We start from the raw sequence: 20,094 nt of genomic DNA on the forward strand, positions 1-20,094 counted from the left end.
TACTGCCGCCTCCTCAAAACTCAAACCTTCACGTTCTTTGATTTCCAATACTTTCCGGCGAAAATCTACTGAATAGGCCATAAGATTCAACTCATAGGATGAAAATGATTGCTTGATCATTTTATATCGCTGCGGCTATAGCGGCCCGGATGGCGCGGAACAACCCTGGCTTGACTCCTGCTCAGGCAGAGGCAAACCTGCGGGCAGCGAGGCAGGCCATACTGGAGGAGCTGACTGAGGGCAATCGTGTCACCTTGGAAGACTGGTGCACCTTCACCCTGTCGTTCACCGCTCGCTTGGACACCCCGGATGACCCGCTGCCACCGCTGGAAGACTGCCTGCAAGTGCGGGTTTTTGCTTCCCGACCCGCTGTGGACGCAGTGCGCAAGACTGTGCAGACTGAACGCCTGGCCATGAACGAGAAGCTGCCCCAGATCAACACGGCCGAAGACACCGTGCTCAAGCTGGCTGATGTCCTGAATGCAGACGGCGCACTGCGCTTGAAGGGCACTGACCTCTTCTTTGACAGCGAGCTGTACGGCGGTGAATGCGTCATTGCCGGAACACGCAGCGGCAGCAAGGTGCAGACCCGCTTTGTCTCGACATCCGACAGCGAGGTGGTTATCCTACCGAGCATTCCCAGCCAGACCGACCCGTGGAACAATGAGTACACGGTGTCGATCTCCACCCGCTACACCGAGCACGGCACTCTGCGCACCGGCATCTACCGCCGCAGGCTGCGCACCCCATTGGTGATCCCGACTTTAGAGCCAGGGCAAGAGACTGGCATCCTGACTGGCGCAGAGGATACTGCCTATGTCACTGTCACTGGTGGCACGGCTTCCGGCGAGGCAACCCTGCGCATCCAGGTGCTCTTGGATCTGCAAGCAGACTGCCTGCGCTTTAACCTGCTGGATATGACTGAAGGTGGGGTGGCAGGCGCAGCCATAGCTGTCACCACGAACGGCGATATCACCCTGCAAGGTTTTGCGGGTTCGCCAGTTACTAGCCTGGATATCCGCGTGCTGGAGTACGCTAGTTTGAAGGAGATGCTGCGGAATACTTACAATTGCCGCTTGGTGGATGTGCTGGTGGTGCAGTGAGGAGGGCAGACACAGGGGCCTGCCCTCTTGTTTGCCAGAAAATTACTCCACCGTCACGCTTTTGGCCAGATTGCGCGGCTGATCCACATCACAGCCACGGCGGCAGGCGATCTCGTAGGCCAGCAGTTGGGCCGGGATAGTGTAGAGGAGCGGATTCAGCTCCTCATGCACCTTGGGCAGATAGAGCACATCCTCAGTCAGCGTGGCAAGGTGCGTGTCGCCTTCGCTGCCGATCAGGAGCAGGCGGCCTTGCCGCGCCCTGATCTCCTCGACATTAGAAATGCTCTTGTGATACACTGCGTCCTGCGGCACAATGGCCAGCACCGGCATGTCCTTGTCAATCAGGGCAATCGGGCCGTGCTTCAGCTCGCCTGCCGCGTAGCCCTCAGCGTGGATGTAGGAAATCTCCTTCAGCTTGAGTGCGCCTTCTAAGGCAATGGGGAAGTTGAGGCCGCGCCCGACAAAGAGGAAGTCCCGCGCGTCGTAATACCGCTCCACCAGAGCCTGAATCTGCTGCTGCACCGCAGGCAGCACCGCGTTGATCACCGGCGGCAGACTGATCAGGGCCGCTCCCAGCTCCTTGAGCTGCTCTGGTGAGGCCGTGCCGCGCACCTGCGCCAGATGCAGCGTCAGCAGAAAGAGAGCCGAGAGCTGGCAGGTGAAGGCCTTGGTTGAGGCCACGCCGATCTCTGGCCCGGCGTGGGTGTAGATGATGCCGTCTGCCTCGCGGGTCATGGTCGAGCCAACGACGTTGCAGATGGTGAGCACCTTGGAGCCAAGCGAGGCGGCGCGGCGCGTGCCAGCCAGCGTGTCAGCGGTCTCGCCAGACTGAGAGATGGCCACAGTCAGCACCCGCTCGTTGAGCAAGAGGCGGCGGTAGCGGAACTCCGAGGCAATATCCACATCCACCGGCACACCCGCCCATTGCTCCAGCCAGTATTTCGCCACCAAGGCGGCGTGCCACGAGGTGCCGCAAGCAACCAGAGCAATGCGCTCGACTTTGCGCAAGTCCTCGTCAGTGAGGCCGATCTCCGGCAGGTTGACGCTGCCGCTCTCCGGGTCTATCCTGCCGCTGATGGTGTTGAGGATGGCCTGCGGCTGCTCGAAGATCTCCTTGAGCATGAAGTGTCTGTAGCCGCCCTTCTCCGCCATCGCCGCGTTCCAGTCAATGGTGCGCACTTCCTTGTCGATTTGCGCACCGTTCTCGATGCTGATGACTGAGTAGGTGCCTTTGTCCAGGATGGCCAGTTCGTGGTCATCAAGGAAGATCACCTTGCGGGTGTAGGGCAGCAAGGCCGGAATATCCGAAGCGATATGGCAGGCATCGTCGCTCAGACCCATGACCAGCGGACTTTGATTGCGGGCAGCCACCAAGCGGCCTGGCTCCTTGGCCCAAATCACGCCAAGCGCATAGGAGCCTTCCACCCGCGCTAAAGCCTTGCGCACAGCCGCCACGAGGTCATCTGCCAGATACTTCTCAATCAGATGGGCCAGCACCTCGGTGTCTGTCTGCGAGGAGAAGACATGCCCCTCAGCCAGCAGTTCCTGCTTGAGGCTGCCGTAGTTCTCAATGATGCCGTTGTGGACAACCACCAGCTCGCCGGTGCAGTCGGTGTGCGGGTGGGCGTTGATCTCGGTGGGCGCACCATGCGTGGCCCAGCGGGTGTGACCGAGACCTGTGTGCGCATCCATGCCGATCAGCTCGTCCACCGCCTTTTCCAGGTTGATCAGCTTGCCTGCCGCCCGGAAGCGCACCAGCTTGCCGTCCTGCTGACAGACCAGACCAGCAGAGTCATAGCCCCGGTATTCCAAACGACGCAAACCTTCCAGCAGCACCGGAATCACCTTCCGGCTGCCTGTGTAGCCAACTATTCCGCACATGATGACCTCTCTGCGATAATCGTGTTGTCAAGGCCGGACACTCTTACCCGGCAGTTGTGGGAATGGTAGCATATATCCCTGATGAAAAACACTCAACAGTTTGAGATAGGGAAAATAGTGCCTAGCAATGCCGACGAAACTCGGCTCGAATACTACTCGCTGGGAAAGGAGTGCGGCTTGGCCGCAAAGGAGTTCTGCCGACTTAGAGAGGAGTTGTACCGATTAGGAAAGGAGTTTTACTCGGCAGCAAAGGAGTCTTGCCGAGTAAGAAAGGAGTTTGGCCAAGCCGCAGAGGAGTTTTGCCGACTAGGAAAGGAGTTTTACTTGGCAACAAAGGAGTCCGGCTCAGTTGCCAAGGAGTCTGGCCGAGCAGGAAAGGAGTTTGGCCGAGTACAACTCCTTTCCAACCGAGCAGAAAAGGTGCGTCTGTCCTGGCTATTCCTCCACCTTGACCCCCAAGGCTTTCAGTTTCTTGTGCAGGTGGCTGCGCTCCATGCCGATTTTCTCCGCTGTCTTGGAAATGTTGCCGCCACAGTCCTCCAGTTTCTTGCAGAGATAATCATGCTCAAACTGCCGCCGCGCTTCCTTGAAGCCAAACTGGCACCAGTCGGGCAGACTGATAGGCCGGGCGGGCCGAAACGCCCCTGGCTGAAGAAAAAAAGACACATCCTCGGCGGTAATCAGCTGGCCAGGAGTCATGATCACCAGGCGTTCGACCATATTGCGCAGCTCGCGGATGTTGCCCGGCCAAGAATGGCGCATCAGGATGGCCAGCGCGCCGTCATTCAGGCGTTTCTCGTCTAAGCCTCGGCTGCGGAACTGGCGGAGGAATTCCGCAGTCAGCAAAGGGATGTCTTCTAGGCGTTCCTTGAGATCGGGAATGCGCAGCGGAATGACGTTCAGGCGGTAAAAGAGATCAGCGCGGAAGCTACCCGCCTTGATCTCTTGCTCTAAGTCCTTATTGGTCGCTGCCAGGATGCGCACATCCACCTCGATCATCCTGCCGCCGCCCACCCGCTCGAAGTTCTTCTCTTGCAGCACCCGCAGCACCTTGGCCTGGCTCTTCAGGCTCATGTCGCCGATCTCATCAAGAAAAAGGGTCGAGCCGTCAGCTTGATCGAATTTGCCTTTCTTGGCCTTGTCCGCGCCAGTAAAGGCCCCTTTCTCATAGCCAAACAGTTCGGATTCAATCAGCTCCTCTGGGATGGCAGCGCAGTTGACTGCCACCATCGGGCTGGGCGCGCGGACTGACTGACGGTGGATGGCTTGGGCAGCCAGCTCTTTGCCAGTGCCGTGGCCACCGAGGATCAGCACCGAGGCATCGGTGGGCGCAACCCGCTCGATCTGTCGCCGCAGCTGCCTGATGGCTGGAGATTCGCCGATGATCGCGGCTCCGTCGGGCGCAGCTTCGCGCAGGAGGCGGTTTTCCCGCTCTAAGCGGGCTACGCGCAGTCCTTGGTTGACCGCAAGAACTACTTTGTCATACGACAGGGGTTTTTCGATAAAGTCAAAGGCCCCAATGCGGGTGGTCTGGACTGCGGTTTCAATGCTACCGTGGCCGGAGATCATAATTACCGGTACATCACTCCACTCTTGCCGGATACGCTTGAGGGCTTCGATGCCATCCATGCCAGGCAGCCAGATATCTAACAGAACAAGGTGGATGTCCAGCCGCGCCAGTAGAGCCAACCCCTCTTCGGCGGAAGCGGCGGTTAACGACTGAAAGCCCTCGTCTTCCAAGATACCAGACAGGGACTCGCGGATCGCGCTTTCGTCGTCAATGATCAGGATGCTTGGGGACAACATGATGACTCTTCTCCTCGCAGAGGAATGGCAGCTCCACAATGACGGCTGCGCCAGTCGGCGCATTGTCCTGGACTCGGATGGAGCCGTTGTGTTCGGAAACGATGGTGTTGGCGATGGCCAAGCCAAGGCCAGTACCTGATTTGCGGGTGGAGAAATAGGGTTCAAAGAGCCGCCGCTTGACCTCCTCTGGGATGCCAGGGCCGTTGTCACTGACCATAATGCGGACTATCTGCTGGCTCTGGTCAAGACAGATGCTGATATTGACCGTGCCGCCGCTGCTCAGGACGCTGACCGCATTGTCTAAGAGGTTAATCAGCACTCGCCGGATTTGCACTGGATCAAAAGAAAAGGGCGGAATCTGCTCATGCTCGAGTTGGAACTCAATATGTTTGCAGCCCTCGCGATACAGCACCAAGGTATCTCCAGCCAGTGCGACAAGATCCGCCTCTACTTTCTTGATCCTCGGCATTCGGGCAAAATCGGAGAACTCTGTCACCAAGCGTTTGATCTCATCGACCTGATTAATGATCGTGGCGGTACATTGGTCAAATATCTCTCGGTCTTTGCTGATGGTTTCCAGATAGCGTTTGCGCAGCCGCTGGGCAGAAAGCTGAATCGGGGTGAGCGGATTCTTGATCTCGTGGGCGATACGGCGCGCCACCTCCTGCCAGGCTGCGAGCCGCTGGGCCTTTTCCAACTTGGTCAGGTTGTCAAAAACAATAACATAGCCGATAGGATATTCTTTGTCATCTAACAGCCTGGTGATGTTAACCAAAAGGGAATAGGTTTCACCTTTACGGATAGTCAGGCTGAGGTGTCGCTCTATTGATCGCTGGCCAGATTCACGCAGGTCGCTGAAGAACTGTTCGATCACCGTTGCATGAGAGAGTGGCAGCACTTCATGAAAATCGCGGTTGAGGAAGAGCGCGGTATCGACCCGGAGTAGCTTTTCGGCAAAGGGATTGATGATGGTGACATGGTGCTGCTCGTTAATTGCAATGACTCCGGCGGCTACATTCCGCAGAATAGCCTCCAGATAGCGGCGGTGCTGTTCAGAGAGCAGATTGGACTGCTGGAGGGCCTGATGGGCCTCAGCCAGCTGCTGATTGCTGGCCAGGAGATCAGAGGTCATCGAGTTAAAGGAATCCACCAACAGGCCCATCTCGTCGTCTGAGTCCTTTTCAATGGTGAAATTCAGCTCACCGCCCGCCACTCGCTGGGTGGCCTCGGCCAGCTTGTTGATTGAGGCGGTCATGGAGCGGGCGATATAAAAACCAAACCAGATTGCACCGAAGAGGATAAGGAGAGTGATGATCAGCAGCATGATGATCAGACTCAGCTTAATCGGGGCTTTGAGTAGGATAAGCTGTTTGTACCCGGTAATCCCCTGCGAGACCGACTGCATGAGGGCTAACTTCTCTGTCGGAATCAACAGGCTGGTGACAAGAAAGGCCCGCTGCTGATCTTTCAGCCGCACAGGCACAATGGCTTGCACCAGCTCGCCGCTGCCAGTCTGCCGGGTGATGATCTCTGGGTTGCCACTGCTCTCTGCCCGGCGCAAGGCCTCGCTTGGCATGTCTGGTAGCGTGGCCGCAGCCAGTCGCTCGCCTTTAGCTGCTGCCCGGACGCGCAGACTCTGGTCGATCAGCATCAGGGCATCGGGCGTGCCAGGCGGAGCCATCGCCAGAGTTTTGTTAAAGAGCTGCTGGAGACTGCCGCTGTCCTCCAGATTGATGTCAACATTTTCTAGCAGCAGACCAAGTTGCCTGCCCATGTTGGCGGCTCGGTTCTCAGTCTCCTGAAACATATCCTGGGCCAGCTCCAGTGAGGATTCCAGCGAGTCCTCCACATTGGTGTTGAACCAGTAGTCCATCGAGGTTGAGACTGAGCCGAGGGCGAAGAAAAACAGCACAGCAGTGGGGATAATGGACAAAGAGACAAAGGCGGTAGCCAGCTTGGTGCGCAGACGTGCGCCGACGATCCGATTCCGGCGCTCGAAGAGTAGCTCTACCAGATTGCGGAGAATCAGATAGAGCATCAATAACAGGAGCAGACCGTTAATGTTGATCAGAGCAAAGATCAACACCGTACTCGACACTGGCAGGTTTAACTCACCCTGAAGCAGCTGCCGCTGGAGCCAGATCAGCAGAGGGATAAGGAGTAGGCAGAACCCAATGACTAAGCGGATCAGCCGCTGTTTGTGCTTACGCTGTTCAGGGGAAAGTGCCCTAAAATGGCTATCAGTAGATGAATTCGATGACCCGCCAGTCAGTTTCAAAATTCCAAAGCGAGGTAAAAGGAATGATTGAGTGAATACCGAGCGGAAAAGTGTTCTCTTCTAGTGTGGCTTTAACATGGAGAATATACGATGCCCCAGAATAAAGCTGCGTCAGTTGGGCGATGTCTATTCTCTTCAGCTCGGCCATCATTCGTTGCGCCTCATCTAGCGAACGCGTGATGGAGGGCTGTTCTTTCTCAGAACAAGCTACCTGATATTCTCGCCGGATAGGGTCATAGCTCAGGGTATGGTTGATGCCAAGTTCAGCAATGCTTTGATCAAGCCAGTAACTACGGACACGTTCCAAACTGACTTTGAAGCGAAAGGTGATCGGGAGGGCGTTATGGACACCTTCCAGCATCTCTTTGGTGAAACTGTGTTTGACAGCGGCAGAGAGCAGCAGCTTGCCGCCAGAGGCCGTGAGCGTGATGTCGGCAATAACCGGCTTATCCTCGTCAGATCCTGCTGCAGGCCAGGCCAAGAGCAGACAAAGGAGCAACGCGAGCAGGGGGAAAAAACGTGTGCGCATGGGATATAATGGAGGTTCAGGAGCGGATAGCCCGGCCCTGCTTAACACATGAGATGCTGCAAGGTACACTATCCTGCTGCGCTTGTCTATGCGCTGCTACCGGATTCATGCGTTGTAGTATAAAGCGTCCAGCCGATGCCAGGCAGTAGATAGAGCAAAGCCAAGACAAAGACAATGTGGCGTGGGTCAGTACCGGCATCCATGGCTGCGCCAGTAAGCCAGATCGACAAGCTCAACACCAAGGTCAGCATGGCCATCTCAGCTGAAAAGACCCGACCCCGAAAGCGGTCTTCCACGCTGCGATGAATCAAGGTGGTACTGAAGACCCATTGCACGGAGCCACCTGCATGGCCGCAACAAACCCAAAGGGCAGCCCAAAGCATAGTGGGTGCTTGACTAAAAAAAACATAAGCAAGCGCAGAGAGGAAGAAGGCCCAGCCAATTGCTCGCCGCATGGCTGTTGACCCTTCGCCCATGAGTCGCCACGCCAGAATAGGGCCGATGGCTGCGCCTAAGCCCCGCATGGCAAAAAGGATGCCACTGCGTCCGCCTTCGCCTCCTCCGGCAAAGACTTGCTCCCCAAAGACCGCCAGCATCACCAGTATGCCACCCGCCAAGGACCAGCCGCTTTTCACCAAGAGCAGCACCGCAATCTTTGGTTGGGACAGCACATAGAATACGCCTTCTTTCAGATCATCATACCCAGTGATCCGGCCTATGAAAAAACCTTGCCCTGGCTTTTTCTCCCAGCGAGGCAACGCGACAGAAGCCATCACCAAAGCTGAAAGAAAGAAGCTAACACTATCAGCCACAATAGCCGCTTGCCAGCCAAGGCGGTGGGTGAAAAAGCCGCCCAAGGCTGCACCCAAAGCCAGCATCACTGACCACGATGCACCGGACAAGCCATTGGCAATGCCCAGTTCCTCTTTGTTACATAAATTAGGGAGCGAGGCTTGGCGGGCTGGGTTGTAGAACGTCCAGATGGCTTCTTGGGTAAAGGCAAGCAGGTAAATCAGCCAGACCTGTTGCGTGTTCTGCACGAGCAGATAGCCCAGTACCAACACCGCCCGCAGCAGGTCGCAGCTGATCATCACCACCTTGCGGTTGTATCTGTCCGCAATCACACCCGCTGCTGGGCCAAATACAGCCGGAGCTAGATGCTTGGCAATTAAGAACCAGCTCACCGCTTTCCCCGAGCCAGTTAACTGGTTGAGCAGAACAAAGATGGCAATATAATTGAACCAATCACCAATCTGGCTTACACAGCCAGATAACCAGTACCGGCGGTAATGCGTGTTCGTGCGCAGGATGAGGCAATAAGAAGAAAGATGGCCGGCAGTGTAACGCGAGGAGGCTGGTGCTGCCTCAGTTTTTTTGGCCTGCATGGAAGGCAGATTGTTCTTAACAAAGAGGTTAAAGAGGGAGAGCGAGAAGAATTGGACTGCCTTTCTTGATAAACTCTCGCAGAATCATTTGAGTTTGGCTCGGCCAAAGAGGAGTTCTACTCGCCTGTAAAGGAGTTTTGTTAAGCCGCCAAGGAATCTTACCGAGTTGGAAAGGAGTTATAGTCGGCCAAACTCCTTTGCGGCTTAACAGGAAAGCAGTTTGGCCAAGCCGAACTCCTCTTCTGCCGACTAAAACTCCTTTCTGGCCGAGCCAAACTCCTTGGCAACCGAGTAGTGCTTGTTCCTTGCTTAGTTGCACTTCAGGCAGGGTAAGCACGAAGCCCGTGCCTACATGGCATCCAGCATAACGGCAACGTCTATTTGTTTGTCGCCCCGCAAGATCGTCAGGGTTACGGATTCACCGGCCTCGTGCTTCTCCATCTCATCGCGCAGCTGGTTCCAATCCTGTACTGGCACCTTGTCCACAGCCAGGATAATATCACCCAGAATAAGTCCGTCGCGCACCTCGCGGGTGCCACGCAGATCTGCCTGCGCAGCTGAGGAGCCTGGCTCTACGCTTAATATCAAGAGGCCTGGTAAATCCAGTTCCCGCTGGATTTGCGGTGGGGCCAAGTTGAGACCCAAGCCTGGACGTAGCAGCTTGCCGTGCCGGATGAGCTGCGGCACCACCCGATTGACCTCGTGCACAGGTACAGCAAAGCCCACCCCCACGCTGGCTCCAATCCCTGACGGACTATAGATGGCGGTGTTGACACCAATCAGTCGTCCGGCACTGTCGATCAGCGGGCCACCTGAGTTGCCCGGATTAATAGCTGCATCTGTCTGAATCACGTTGCGGATAGTTCGGCCTGTATCTGATGAAATTTCCCGGCCTAAGGCACTGACTACGCCGGTTGTCAGGGTCTGATCTAAGCCAAAAGGATTACCAATGGCAAAGACTTTCTGGCCTACTTGGAGATTCGTTGACTCACCCACCATGATCGGATGCAGTTTATCAGCTGGCGCAGCAATCTGGAGTACAGCCAGATCACAATCCGGGGCAGCCCCGACTAAAGCAGCCTTCCAGTTGCTTCGGTCAGCCAGAGTAACCACAATCCGATTTGCATCTGAGATGACGTGGTAATTCGTGACAATCCGGCCCTTGTTATCCCAAACAAAGCCAGAGCCTGTGCCTTTGGGAATCTCATGCACATTTAGGCTGAAGAGGTTGCGTCGCAGTTCAATGGAAGTGATGAACACCACAGACGGAGAGGCTGCCTTAAACACATTAATGGTGTTCTGCTCATCTGCTCCAAGATCGCTGCGAGGCACGACTGGCCGGGGTTCGGCGTGCCGATCCAGCAAACCTGGATCAGGGTGCAGGGTGTGGTAGAGCAGGTACAGCCCGGCAAAGACCAGCAGCAAGGTGAGCGGATTGGCTGAACGCAAGAAGCGCATGGCCTCACTCTAACCAAAGATCCCGCTACGCTGGGCAATGACGCAGAGGAAGAGACCAATGGCCATAGCAGTCAGTCCCATTGCCCGGAGCTTATCAGGATGGGATTCGACGAGCTGCTTGAGCCATTGCTGCATGGCTTCAGGCGAGGCAACATAGGGGATGCCTTCAATGATCAGCACTAGGCCGATCAGGGTAATCAGTGTTTTCATACGCATCAGCCTACCAAAAGAAACAAACTGCTGCAATCCTCTTGCAAAGATATTGACAATCTCCATGAAAAAAGTAATGTTGACAGGCCGCTTGAGCGGCACAGTCGCGCTCTGATAGTGCTCCGATAGCGCTGTCCCCAATGGACTCAGCATTCCCAACGACATGACCACACCAGAAGTTTCTAGCTCCCGCTACAGTGACGCAGGGGTTGACATCGACAAGGGCAACGCCTTTGTCTCCCGGATTAAAAAGATTGTCCGTGACACACACAGTCGCGCTGTGATCGATGACATAGGCGGCTTTTCCGGCTTGTTTAGTATCGGCAATGCCAACTTGAAGGATCCAGTGCTGGTGGCTTCCACTGACGGCGTGGGCACCAAGCTTAAGATCGCCCATCTCTGTAATAAGCACGATACCATCGGCATTGACTTAGTGGCGATGTGCGTCAATGATGTGATCGTCTGCGGGGCAAAGCCGCTCTTCTTCCTTGATTACTTTGCTTCGTCTTCGCTGGATTTAGAGGTAGCAACGGACGTGATTAAGGGCATTGCCGCAGGCTGCAAAATGGCAAACTGCTCCCTGATTGGTGGAGAGACTGCGGAAATGCCAGGTATGTATCAGCCAGGTGATTACGACTTGGCTGGCTTCACGGTTGGCATGTGCGACCGCGACGCGATCATTGATGGCACCAGTGTCCGCGTAGGCAATAAGATCATTGGCCTTGCCTCAAGTGGTTTGCACTCGAACGGCTTTTCACTGGTGCGGAAGATCGTCTTTGACGAGCTGCAGTTGCATGTAAATGACCACGTGCAGGAACTGGGGAGCACCTTGGGCGAAGAACTACTGAAGCCGACCAAGATTTACGTGGAAAGTGTGCTCCGGGTCATCCGCAATGTCAAGATCAATGCGATGGTGCATAACACTGGCGGCGGCTTTTACGACAACATCCCCAGAGTATTGCCCAGTGGCTGCAAAGCAGTGATCAACAAAGGCAGCTGGACCATGCCGCCCATCTTTCCTTATTTGCAAGCCAAGGGTAAGGTGCAGGAAGTCGAGATGTATCGCACCTTCAATATGGGCATTGGCCTCATGGTTGTGGTCAATGAGGCCGATGCAGAGACAGCCATGCAGCAGTTTCGGGCCATGGGCGAGCAGCCTTTCCTGATTGGCGAGATCGCGGCGGCGAAAAAGGATGAAGCCCAAGTAGTCATTAACGGATTAACTGCTTGATCAAGTCTGTTTGAGCAAGTCGGCGCAATCCACGGTGCTGCCCTGAATCTTGTCAATGCCGTGTGCGAGCACTGGTAGCACGGCTTCCAGATTCTCTTTGGCTGCCTTGGCACTGCCAGGCAGATTGATGATCAGGCATTGGCCACGAATCCCAGCCAGACCCCTTGACCATACGGCCTGGCTGGTCTTGGCCAGGCTGGCCAAGCGCATGGCCTCGCCTATGCCAGGGATTTCCCGCTCAATGACTTGGCGGGTGGCCTCTGGAGTACGATCACTGGGCGAGACACCTGTGCCGCCAGTGGTCACAATGAGATCAAGCTGTTCTTCATCAGCCCAAGCAATCAGGGTGGCAGCAATCATCTCCTCCTGATCAGGGAGCATTTGGTAGGCTGTCACCGCAAAACCCTGAGCGGTTAGCAGCTCCTTGAGCAGAGGGCCAGAAGTGTCCTGCCGTTCGCCCCGTGAGCCTTTATCGCTCAAGGTGAGAATGCCGCAGGTGTAAGAGGAGAGCTTATTAGGCATTTTCTTGCAAAGTTAAAAGAAGCAAGGGAGGAGTACAGTTCGTTTCCAAAGGAGTTTGGCTCGGCAAGAAAGGAGTTATACCTGGCAGCAAAGGAGTTCTGCTTGGCCAAACTGCTTTCCTAGTCGGCCATAAAGGAGTTTTGCCGACTACAACTCCTTTGCAAGTCGGCAAAACTCCTTTTCGGATTAGCCAGACTCCTTTGCTGCCGAGTACAACTCCTTTCTGAGTCGGCAGAACTCCTCTTTGGCCAAGCCAAACTGCTTTGCCAGCGAGTAAAAAAGGAGTGTTTTTAACAGGCAGATGAAAGGTGCGTTCTCTGCTTCAACCTGCTTGCTGCACCAGAAAATGCAACGCTTCTTGTTGAGTTATGGAATAGGGGTCTAGTCTGTTCGCAGGAGCAGCCAATCAGCATACCTATCTTAACGAAAGAAAACAAGGTACCCGTCTCGCTGCTGCCTTGCGCCTGAAAATTCATTTTACAGGTTCTGTTTTCCGTTTTACAATTCGGAATCTCATTTTATAACGGTATTACTGGTACAGAACAGGAAAATATGGCTGACAACATCCTTCTGATCGGCTTCATGGGCGTGGGCAAGGGCAGAACCGCCCGTGCTCTGGCTGCACTAACAGGCCGCTTCACCGTGGACACCGATGACCTGATTGAAAGTATGACCAAGATGAATATCCGGCACATCTTTGCCGAGCAGGGAGAGGCTTATTTTCGCCAGCTGGAACAGCAGACCGCTGATTGGTTAGAATATCATGTCAGCGGCACAGTGGTGTCAGCCGGAGGCGGCTTTTTCATGGTGAAAAACCTGCGGCGGCTGGGACAGGTGGTCTATTTGCATTCCCAGTTGGAGAGTATTTTGGAGACTATGCGCAGCCATCCCAACGCTGCGGCCAAAATGAAGAAGCGACCTCTGCTTCAGGATATGGCGCGGGCAGAGGCCCTGTTTGCCGAACGGCTGCCATTCTACCGTCAGGCAGCGGATATGGAAATTTCTGTCCAAGGCCGAGACAGTGGCGACATTGCCGCTGAAATAGCCACCCGGCTGCGCAGATGAGTACAGACCTTCTCAATATCCTGGTCAATATGCCTAAACCAGGCCAAGATTGGCAGCCACTCCTGAAAATTTTTGATGCGCTGACCTGCCATGCTATCCTGCTCAACCGCAGCGGCACAGTTCGTGCCGCTAACCGGACCTTTCTCGACACGGTTGGCCTGAGTAGCAGTGAGATGGCAGACATGTCTCTGGAGATTCTGGAGGCGCATTTTACCGGTCTCAAGGAGCAGCTCACTGAACTGGGCGGACACAGCTCGCGCGCTTTCCATACCCGCCTGACTGATCGGCGTGGTAAGACCTTTATTGTCGAGCTGACGTTGATCAGTTTGGAGGAGTCAAGCAGTGTGCTTTGTATCGGCCAAAGCCTCCACAAGCTGACTGGCTGCCAGGAGGCAGCGCTCCGGCGCACGGAGCAGCAGCTCATCGCTGCTAACCGCCTGAAGCGCAAGTTCATCGCCAACATCAACCACGCGATCCGCACGCCGATGAATGCCATCATTGGCTACGCGGAAATTCTGGCTGAATCTGGTCTCAATGAGCTGCAACAGCGTTTTGTCAGCACAATCCGCAAGAACGGCACGGCCTTGGTCTCCATCATTAATGATGTCATGGAGCTGTCCAAGTTAGAAAGCGGCAGTGTCAAGGTGCTCAAATCAGCGGCCAATCTACGGGCAGTGGTTGAACAGGCTGTTGACCTCTTTACGGATCAGATCCGGGCTAAGAAGCTGGAGTTCATCTGGGCAATTGAGCCAGGCTTGCCGGAAATGTACGTGATAGATGCAGATCACTGTCGCCAAGTCTTAATCAACCTGATCAGTAATGCCATCAAATTCACCGAGAGAGGTCGGGTATCCCTAACCGTAAGCGGCGCAGAGGCAGCCCAGGGCTGCTGGGAGTTATCCTTTCGAGCAGAGGACACAGGCATCGGTCTCTCCGCTGAGGAGCAAGAGTCGCTGCGTGAGCTGTTTGAGCAGCAGGATGAGCAGGTCAGCATCCAAGACGGCACTCGTCTCGGCCTCACCCTCTGTGCCCGGCTGGCCCGGATGATGGGCGGCGGCCTCCGGCTAGAGAGTGTCAAAGGCCAGGGGAGTGTCTTCGTCTTTACCATGCCTGCTCAGGCTGCGGACAAGTCCTGTAGCATAACGGCGGCAGAACAAAGCTGCGTCAAAGTAGTACAGGAGAAGAAAAGCAATCCGGTGATGCTGGTGATTGATGATATGCCGGAGATGTCGCATCTCGTCAAAATCTATTTTGCTAATTCGCCCGTCAAAGTGCTGGAGGCCTCTACCCCGGATGACGGTTTTGCCCTGGCTCTTACTGAACAGCCGGATCTGATTCTGATGGACCTGGACTTGGCCGGTGTTGACGGTAGAGACCTGGCCCGTCAGCTCAGGGAAGATCAGCGTACCGCTCATATTCCCATCGTGGTCATGACTGGCTTCATGCTGGAAAAAGAGGGACTCCAGCCGCTCTTTGATGACTTTCTCGCCAAGCCCTTCCATCTTCAGGAATTGCAGCGAGTGGTAAGCCGCTACATTCATATTGACAGAAATGGCACAGACCGTCCAAACTGGACTGCTCCAAAGGAAACACTTGACTTAAACGATCTCCAGACAGCGTGGGAAGGCGAGCTGGAGGCAGCCTATTACCAAGCACAAATGAGCGGCAATCTGGAGGATGCATTCGCCTTAGGCCGGAAGATGGAAGACTGCGGGCAGAAGACAGATAAGCCAGAGCTGACAGCAATGGGCAGGGAGATGAAGCGGTTCGCGCAGGACTTAGACATTCGGGGTGTTGAACAGGTATTGGCTGCTCTTCGCAACGTTGCTGAGGCAGAACGATGAGCCGACCAGGCAGGCCACGCATCTTTATTGTTGATGACGTACCAGAAAACATCCAGATCGCCTTGGCCCATCTCAAGAGCCTGGATCTTGAGTTTGCCTATGCCACCTCAGGTGAACAGGCTATCGAGCGCATGCGGAGCCGCACACCCGACCTTGTGCTGCTGGACGTGATGATGCCAGGTATGGATGGCTTTGAAACGCTTCAGGAGCTTCGTACCATTGAAGCAGCGCAGTCGATACCGGTCATCTTCCTCACGGCTCGTTCAGAGCCAGAGGACGTGGCCAAGGGCTTCGAGTTGGGCGGAGTGGATTACATCACCAAACCCTTTCACGGGGTGGAGCTGCGCTCTCGCGTGCGTAACCATTTAGAGCTACACCGCTACAGGATGGATCTCGAGCAGACCGTGCGGGAACGCACGAAGACCTTAGAGGAGCGGACGAAAACCTTGGAAGAGCGCACTCGAGAAGCTGATTTGCTCAAGGATGTAACGATTGTGGCTATGGGAGAGTTAGCCGAGCACCGGGACACTGATACAGGCGGTCATATCCAGAGGACGAGCGACTTTGTCCGAGCCTTAGCACAGAACCTGTATGATACTGGTAAATTCTTGGAGGTCCTGACCCCAGCCTATATCACCCTCCTACACAAGACGGCACCACTGCACGATATTGGTAAAGTGGGCATCCCGGATGCAATCTTGCTCAAGCAGGGTCGCCTTGATCGGCTGGAGTTCGAGATCATGAAGAAGCACGCCGAATATGGTGAAGAGGTCATAGACAAGCTGATTCTGAAGGCGGGCCAGCAGATGGCATTTCTCCAATGCGCTAAGGATTTAGTCGGCAGCCATCATGAGAAATACGACGGCAGCGGCTATCCACGGGGACTGATTGGCACAGCCATTCCCTTGGCAGGCCGCATCATGGCTGTGGCCGATGTCTATGACGCGCTGCGTACCCGGCGTGCCTATAAACCAGCCCTCACCCATGAGCAAACCATGCGGATCATCGTCAATGAAGAAGGCCGCAGTCGCCATTTCGATCCAGAGGTCTATGATGCCTTGATCCGGGTCGAAGAGGAATTTGCAGCCATTGCCCAGCGCAACAAAGATGAGATGATGTGCTAGAAGGACAACTCCCCTCCGCTGTATAACCAATTGTCATCATCCTGACCTAAGTATTCCAAGTAGCTTAGGGAGAGCGAAGCGATCCCTAGTCCCTGCGTTTTCAGAGATACTCAACCCCATCTTATGAGGCTTACATGAAAAAACGAAACGTCTCGTTCCTGACCACCTTTGCTCTGGCTGCCTTATTCTTATTCTCCTCTATCAATGATGCCTTTGCCCTGAGTGCCAATGTCTGGTACACGAAAGCATCGGAGTATGAAGAAGTCTATGAAGGGGCTAAGAAGGAAGACAAGCCCTTCTTCCTGTTCTTCTATGTTGATTGGTGCGGGTACTGCAAACGATTCAAAGCAGATCTGCTGGATAACGCCAAGGTGGAACAATTCCTCTCCCCATATTATAGAGTCAAGATCAACCCTGAACATGGCAGCAAGGAGGATATCATCGCGATGAAATATGGGGTACAAGGATACCCGAACTTCCGTGTAGTCTTTCCCGACGGCAGCAGTACCAGGATTCACCCGTTTAAGAAAGACGGTAAAGTCTCCACTCCCGACGAGTTTATCGCCGAAGTAGAAAAGACCTTGGCAGAGAAGAACTGAACGTATTGCCATCAAGCTGCTCATCAACGTTAATCAGCACCCGAAAAGAAGAGAGATGAACTACATCAGCACACGAGGCGGCATTGCGCCGATTGCCTTTGACCAGGCCGTCATGATGGGCTTGGCGCGGGACGGCGGTCTGCTTTTGCCCGAACGCCTGCCCTCAGTCGAACCTGCCCTGCTGAATGCTTGGCAGACCCTTTCTTACCAGAATCTAGCTTTGGAGGTACTGTCGTTATTCACTGGCGACATGCCGCGTGCGGACCTCGACGATCTCATTGATCGGGCCTACAGCAGCTTCCGACATCCGCAAGTGACTCCTCTGCGTCAGTGCAGTGGCGGTATCTATATCCTGGAGCTGTTTCATGGCCCAACGTTGGCCTTCAAGGATATTGCTCTGCAACTCCTCGGTAACCTGTTTGAGTATGAGCTGAATAAGAGTGGTGGCTTCATGAACATCATTGGTGCGACCTCCGGTGATACAGGGAGCGCGGCGATCTATGGTGTGCGTGGCCGGAAAGGGATTAACATCTTCATCCTCCACCCGCATGGTCGTACCAGCCCGATTCAAGCTCTGCAAATGACCACGGTCACAGACCCGAATGTCTTCAACCTTGCTGTACGTGGCACCTTTGATGATGCCCAGGCCATAGTCAAGACGCTCTTTAGTGATCTGGCGTTCAAGGATACCTATCAGCTGGGAGCCATCAACTCGATCAACTGGGCGCGGGTATTAGCACAGGTGGTCTATTATGTCTTTGCTTTCCTCAAGCTCCGTAAGAGTGGCTACGACTCCGTGGATTATGCTGTGCCAACAGGCAACTTCGGGGATATCTTTGCGGGCTATGTAGCTAAACGGCTGCTGCCGCAAGGTTGTATCAACCGGCTCATCTTGGCTACCAACGCCAACGATATACTCAGTCGCTTTGTGAATCAGGGTGAGTATGCGATTGCCGGGGCGGTAGTGCCTACGTCCAGTCCCTCAATGGATATCCAGATTGCCTCTAACTTCGAGCGCTACCTCTACTATCTCCATAATGAGGATGGCGGCAAAGTGAAGGCAGCGATGCAGCATTTCACTAGCACGGGGCGGATGAATTTAGGATGCTTCCAGGAGCAGGTACAGGATGATTTTGCCGCCCGTGCCGTGTCTGAGGAAGAGACGCTGGCTACGATCCGCCAGGTCTATCATGAGCAGAACTACCTACTTGATCCGCATACCGCAGTTGGTGTGAAAGCAGCACAGGAGCTGAAGCAAGATCGGCCTATAGTCTGTCTCGCTACGGCGCATCCAGCCAAGTTTGGTGAAGCAGTGCGCAAGGCGATTGGTAAAGACGTGGAACTGCCGCCGGTACTGGCCGGGCTGTCCCAGTTAGAGAGTCGCTGCGAGGTGATGGATGCAGATACCGAGCTGATCAGGCAGTATGTCCAAAAGAATGCCCTCCTAGCATAATCCCCCTACTCTGCTGAGTACCCTACCCAATTCGCGATCCGTATCATGACAGCTTCATGATACGGTTTGCGGTCAATCAACAGTACATACTGTTGCCTATCAACTAACAGTACTGTTGCCTATCAACTAACAGTACTGTTGCCACCCTTCAGTACATACTGTTGCCAACCCCCAATCAGTATTGCAACCTTTGCGTCGTAGGGGCAGGCCCCTGTGCCTGCCCTTTTTCAAGGACAGATGGTGGTATTGGTACAGGGCAACCACAGGGGGTTGCCCATACGATGCGGTGGAATTGATTCGGAACAGATGGTGGGATTAATTCAAGACAGATAACTAAGGTCTAGCGCGTAATTTGCTCATGCACGCTGCGCTTGATCTCATCATAGTTTTGCTGATACAGCGCAACCTTGGGATGGGTAACGGGAAGACGTTCTTTGAGGATGCTCAGGGCACGTTGAATGAGGGGGATTGCTTCTGTAGATCGCCCTCGTGCGTAGAGGAGTATGGCCAGGTTGTTCAACGAGGTTGCCACCTCAGGATGATGCTTACCCAGCATCTTCTCTCGTATAGTCAGGGCACGGCGGTAGAAGCCTTCTGCCTCTGCATAGCTTCCTTCTTCAACATGCACCGCTGCTAAACTATCCAGGGTGTTGGCTAAACCGATATGGTCTTTGCACAATGCCTTTTCTTCAATGGCCAGAACCCGGTTAAACAGGGCCACGGCCTCACTATGCCGACGCTGCTGGAAATAGCACCAGGCTAACTCGCCTAATGTAGCAGCCAGATCAGGATGCTCTGATCCCAGTGTTTTCTCCTTCGTAGCGATGATGCGCTTGAATAGAGCTTCAGCCTGGGGATAAATACCGAGCGAGCAGAGCTGGACAGCGGTATCATCATCTGCTTCTAACTGCTCTAAGGCGACAGCCGCATCAACTGCCGTGGCAGGCTGCTGTACCTTTGCCGCCAGGCTCTGATCACTAAAGAGGAGCAGGCTGAGAACAAGAACCGCGATGCTGCTCCGTAGTGCCTTCATGGCTTCACCTCTTCTGGATACGACCTTGCAGCCGAGCGCATTGCTCCTGGGTGGCTGCAATGTCAGGATGCCCTTCAGGTAACTTAGTAACAAAGATGTGTGCTGCTCTTTGGCAGAGTACTTCGGCCTCAATCAGCCTGCCCTGTTGCTCACGAAGCAAGGCCATGCTGCGTAAGCTAAAGCCCGTGCCCGGATGCTCTTTGCCTAAGTATTGCTCTCGGATTACCAAGGCCCGCTGATGCAACTTCTCGGCCTCGGCCAATTTACCTTGCTGTTGATACAGATCACCTAATCCGCTTAACCCGGCAGTAACTGCGGGGTGCTCCTTGCCAAAGAAGTTCTCCCAGATCCTGATAGCCCGTTGATAATCCCTCTCTGCCTCGACAAACAAGCCCTGCTTACGCAGTTGCTCGGCCTGATTGAACAGGGTCGCGGCAGCCAGCGGATGCTCTAAGAGGGCAGGCGGTGGAGTAGTATTATCACCAGTGCCTTGCCCTTGCACAACTCCGGCTAGACCCAGATAGGCCACCGCGCCTAATAGTAGAAGTACGTTCCTCATCATGCCTCTCCCAT

At 54.7% G+C, this 20,094-nt stretch carries 17 protein-coding genes; 7 read left to right on the top strand and 10 right to left on the bottom strand.

Annotation, left to right across the window (positions count from 1 at the left end):
* Positions 1-149: 149 nt before the first annotated feature.
* Positions 150-1,103, top strand: coding sequence for a hypothetical protein (locus ACNKIB_RS00760; RefSeq protein ID WP_417908627.1), 954 nt, complete (start codon positions 150-152; stop codon positions 1,101-1,103).
* Between the two features lie 42 nt (positions 1,104-1,145).
* Here ACNKIB_RS00760 and glmS read toward each other — a convergent pair whose 3' ends face one another.
* From glmS to ACNKIB_RS00795, 7 genes are all read right to left on the bottom strand, one after another.
* Positions 1,146-2,984 (bottom strand): glutamine--fructose-6-phosphate transaminase (isomerizing), encoded by a 1,839-nt coding sequence (glmS, locus tag ACNKIB_RS00765; protein WP_417908628.1) that lies wholly within the window; start codon positions 2,982-2,984, stop codon positions 1,146-1,148.
* Between the two features lie 435 nt (positions 2,985-3,419).
* The gene (locus ACNKIB_RS00770; RefSeq protein ID WP_417908674.1) at positions 3,420-4,787 is read right to left on the bottom strand and encodes a sigma-54-dependent transcriptional regulator; all 1,368 of its coding nucleotides are present in this window, start codon (positions 4,785-4,787) and stop codon (positions 3,420-3,422) included.
* Positions 4,762-7,068: an ATP-binding protein gene (locus tag ACNKIB_RS00775; RefSeq protein WP_417908629.1), complete on the bottom strand. Its 2,307-nt coding sequence runs from the start codon at positions 7,066-7,068 to the stop codon at positions 4,762-4,764. The genes ACNKIB_RS00770 and ACNKIB_RS00775 overlap by 26 nt, the downstream gene beginning before the upstream one ends.
* Positions 7,031-7,597, bottom strand: a complete 567-nt coding sequence (locus ACNKIB_RS00780) for a DUF4390 domain-containing protein (protein WP_417908630.1) — start codon at positions 7,595-7,597, stop codon at positions 7,031-7,033. The genes ACNKIB_RS00775 and ACNKIB_RS00780 overlap by 38 nt, the downstream gene beginning before the upstream one ends.
* 86 nt (positions 7,598-7,683) lie before the next feature.
* Positions 7,684-8,982, bottom strand: a complete 1,299-nt coding sequence (locus tag ACNKIB_RS00785) for an MFS transporter (RefSeq protein WP_417908631.1) — start codon at positions 8,980-8,982, stop codon at positions 7,684-7,686.
* A gap of 348 nt (positions 8,983-9,330) precedes the next feature.
* Entirely contained in the window at positions 9,331-10,440 is a 1,110-nt protein-coding gene (locus ACNKIB_RS00790; protein ID WP_417908632.1) for a S1C family serine protease, read from the bottom strand.
* 9 nt (positions 10,441-10,449) lie between these two features.
* Positions 10,450-10,650, bottom strand: coding sequence for a DUF2065 domain-containing protein (locus ACNKIB_RS00795; RefSeq protein WP_417908633.1), 201 nt, complete (start codon positions 10,648-10,650; stop codon positions 10,450-10,452).
* A 163-nt stretch (positions 10,651-10,813) separates the two neighbouring features.
* Between ACNKIB_RS00795 and purM the strand changes: the two genes are divergently transcribed.
* Positions 10,814-11,881, top strand: coding sequence for a phosphoribosylformylglycinamidine cyclo-ligase (gene purM, locus ACNKIB_RS00800; RefSeq protein WP_417908634.1), 1,068 nt, complete (start codon positions 10,814-10,816; stop codon positions 11,879-11,881).
* On the opposite strand, the gene ACNKIB_RS00805 is transcribed toward purM, so the two are convergent.
* Positions 11,882-12,403, bottom strand: a complete 522-nt coding sequence (locus tag ACNKIB_RS00805) for a MogA/MoaB family molybdenum cofactor biosynthesis protein (protein WP_417908635.1) — start codon at positions 12,401-12,403, stop codon at positions 11,882-11,884. It abuts the gene before it with no gap.
* Positions 12,404-12,955: 552 nt separating this feature from the next.
* On the opposite strand from ACNKIB_RS00805, the gene ACNKIB_RS00810 reads away from it, so the two are divergent.
* The 5 genes from ACNKIB_RS00810 to thrC all read left to right on the top strand — a co-directional run bounded on the left by ACNKIB_RS00810 (position 12,956) and on the right by thrC (position 18,488).
* Positions 12,956-13,468: a shikimate kinase gene (locus tag ACNKIB_RS00810; protein WP_417908636.1), complete on the top strand. Its 513-nt coding sequence runs from the start codon at positions 12,956-12,958 to the stop codon at positions 13,466-13,468.
* Positions 13,465-15,312 carry an ATP-binding protein gene (locus ACNKIB_RS00815; protein WP_417908637.1) on the top strand — a complete coding sequence of 616 codons (1,848 nt, stop codon included), beginning with the start codon at positions 13,465-13,467 and terminating at the stop codon, positions 15,310-15,312. Before ACNKIB_RS00810 ends, ACNKIB_RS00815 begins: the two co-directional genes overlap by 4 nt.
* A complete protein-coding gene (locus tag ACNKIB_RS00820; RefSeq protein WP_417908638.1) occupies positions 15,309-16,436 on the top strand; it encodes a response regulator in 1,128 nt (375 codons plus the stop codon). Before ACNKIB_RS00815 ends, ACNKIB_RS00820 begins: the two co-directional genes overlap by 4 nt.
* 134 nt (positions 16,437-16,570) lie before the next feature.
* Positions 16,571-17,035, top strand: a complete 465-nt coding sequence (locus ACNKIB_RS00825) for a thioredoxin family protein (RefSeq protein ID WP_417908639.1) — start codon at positions 16,571-16,573, stop codon at positions 17,033-17,035.
* A 55-nt stretch (positions 17,036-17,090) separates the two neighbouring features.
* Positions 17,091-18,488, top strand: a complete 1,398-nt coding sequence (thrC, locus tag ACNKIB_RS00830; RefSeq protein ID WP_417908640.1) for a threonine synthase — start codon at positions 17,091-17,093, stop codon at positions 18,486-18,488.
* A gap of 340 nt (positions 18,489-18,828) precedes the next feature.
* Here thrC and ACNKIB_RS00835 read toward each other — a convergent pair whose 3' ends face one another.
* Both ACNKIB_RS00835 and ACNKIB_RS00840 read right to left on the bottom strand, forming a co-directional pair.
* On the bottom strand, positions 18,829-19,521 hold the full coding sequence (locus ACNKIB_RS00835) for a tetratricopeptide repeat protein (protein ID WP_417908641.1): 693 nt from the start codon (positions 19,519-19,521) through the stop codon (positions 18,829-18,831).
* A gap of 4 nt (positions 19,522-19,525) precedes the next feature.
* Positions 19,526-20,083, bottom strand: coding sequence for a tetratricopeptide repeat protein (locus tag ACNKIB_RS00840; protein WP_417908642.1), 558 nt, complete (start codon positions 20,081-20,083; stop codon positions 19,526-19,528).
* Between the last annotated feature and the right edge of the window lie 11 nt (positions 20,084-20,094).

It is taken from the genome of Candidatus Electronema sp. PJ (assembly GCF_048287395.1).
In the GTDB taxonomy this organism is placed as follows: domain Bacteria; phylum Desulfobacterota; class Desulfobulbia; order Desulfobulbales; family Desulfobulbaceae; genus Electronema.

Coding starts and splice junctions, on each gene's coding strand:
- ACNKIB_RS00760 (WP_417908627.1), top strand. CDS start 150: ATGGCGCGGAACAACCCTGGCTTGACTCCTGCTCAGGCAGAGGCAAAC.
- glmS (WP_417908628.1), bottom strand. CDS start 2,984: ATGTGCGGAATAGTTGGCTACACAGGCAGCCGGAAGGTGATTCCGGTG.
- ACNKIB_RS00780 (WP_417908630.1), bottom strand. CDS start 7,597: ATGCGCACACGTTTTTTCCCCCTGCTCGCGTTGCTCCTTTGTCTGCTC.
- ACNKIB_RS00785 (WP_417908631.1), bottom strand. CDS start 8,982: ATGCAGGCCAAAAAAACTGAGGCAGCACCAGCCTCCTCGCGTTACACT.
- ACNKIB_RS00790 (WP_417908632.1), bottom strand. CDS start 10,440: ATGCGCTTCTTGCGTTCAGCCAATCCGCTCACCTTGCTGCTGGTCTTT.
- ACNKIB_RS00795 (WP_417908633.1), bottom strand. CDS start 10,650: ATGAAAACACTGATTACCCTGATCGGCCTAGTGCTGATCATTGAAGGC.
- purM (WP_417908634.1), top strand. CDS start 10,814: ATGACCACACCAGAAGTTTCTAGCTCCCGCTACAGTGACGCAGGGGTT.
- ACNKIB_RS00805 (WP_417908635.1), bottom strand. CDS start 12,403: ATGCCTAATAAGCTCTCCTCTTACACCTGCGGCATTCTCACCTTGAGC.
- ACNKIB_RS00810 (WP_417908636.1), top strand. CDS start 12,956: ATGGCTGACAACATCCTTCTGATCGGCTTCATGGGCGTGGGCAAGGGC.
- ACNKIB_RS00815 (WP_417908637.1), top strand. CDS start 13,465: ATGAGTACAGACCTTCTCAATATCCTGGTCAATATGCCTAAACCAGGC.
- ACNKIB_RS00820 (WP_417908638.1), top strand. CDS start 15,309: ATGAGCCGACCAGGCAGGCCACGCATCTTTATTGTTGATGACGTACCA.
- ACNKIB_RS00825 (WP_417908639.1), top strand. CDS start 16,571: ATGAAAAAACGAAACGTCTCGTTCCTGACCACCTTTGCTCTGGCTGCC.
- thrC (WP_417908640.1), top strand. CDS start 17,091: ATGAACTACATCAGCACACGAGGCGGCATTGCGCCGATTGCCTTTGAC.
- ACNKIB_RS00835 (WP_417908641.1), bottom strand. CDS start 19,521: ATGAAGGCACTACGGAGCAGCATCGCGGTTCTTGTTCTCAGCCTGCTC.
- ACNKIB_RS00840 (WP_417908642.1), bottom strand. CDS start 20,083: ATGATGAGGAACGTACTTCTACTATTAGGCGCGGTGGCCTATCTGGGT.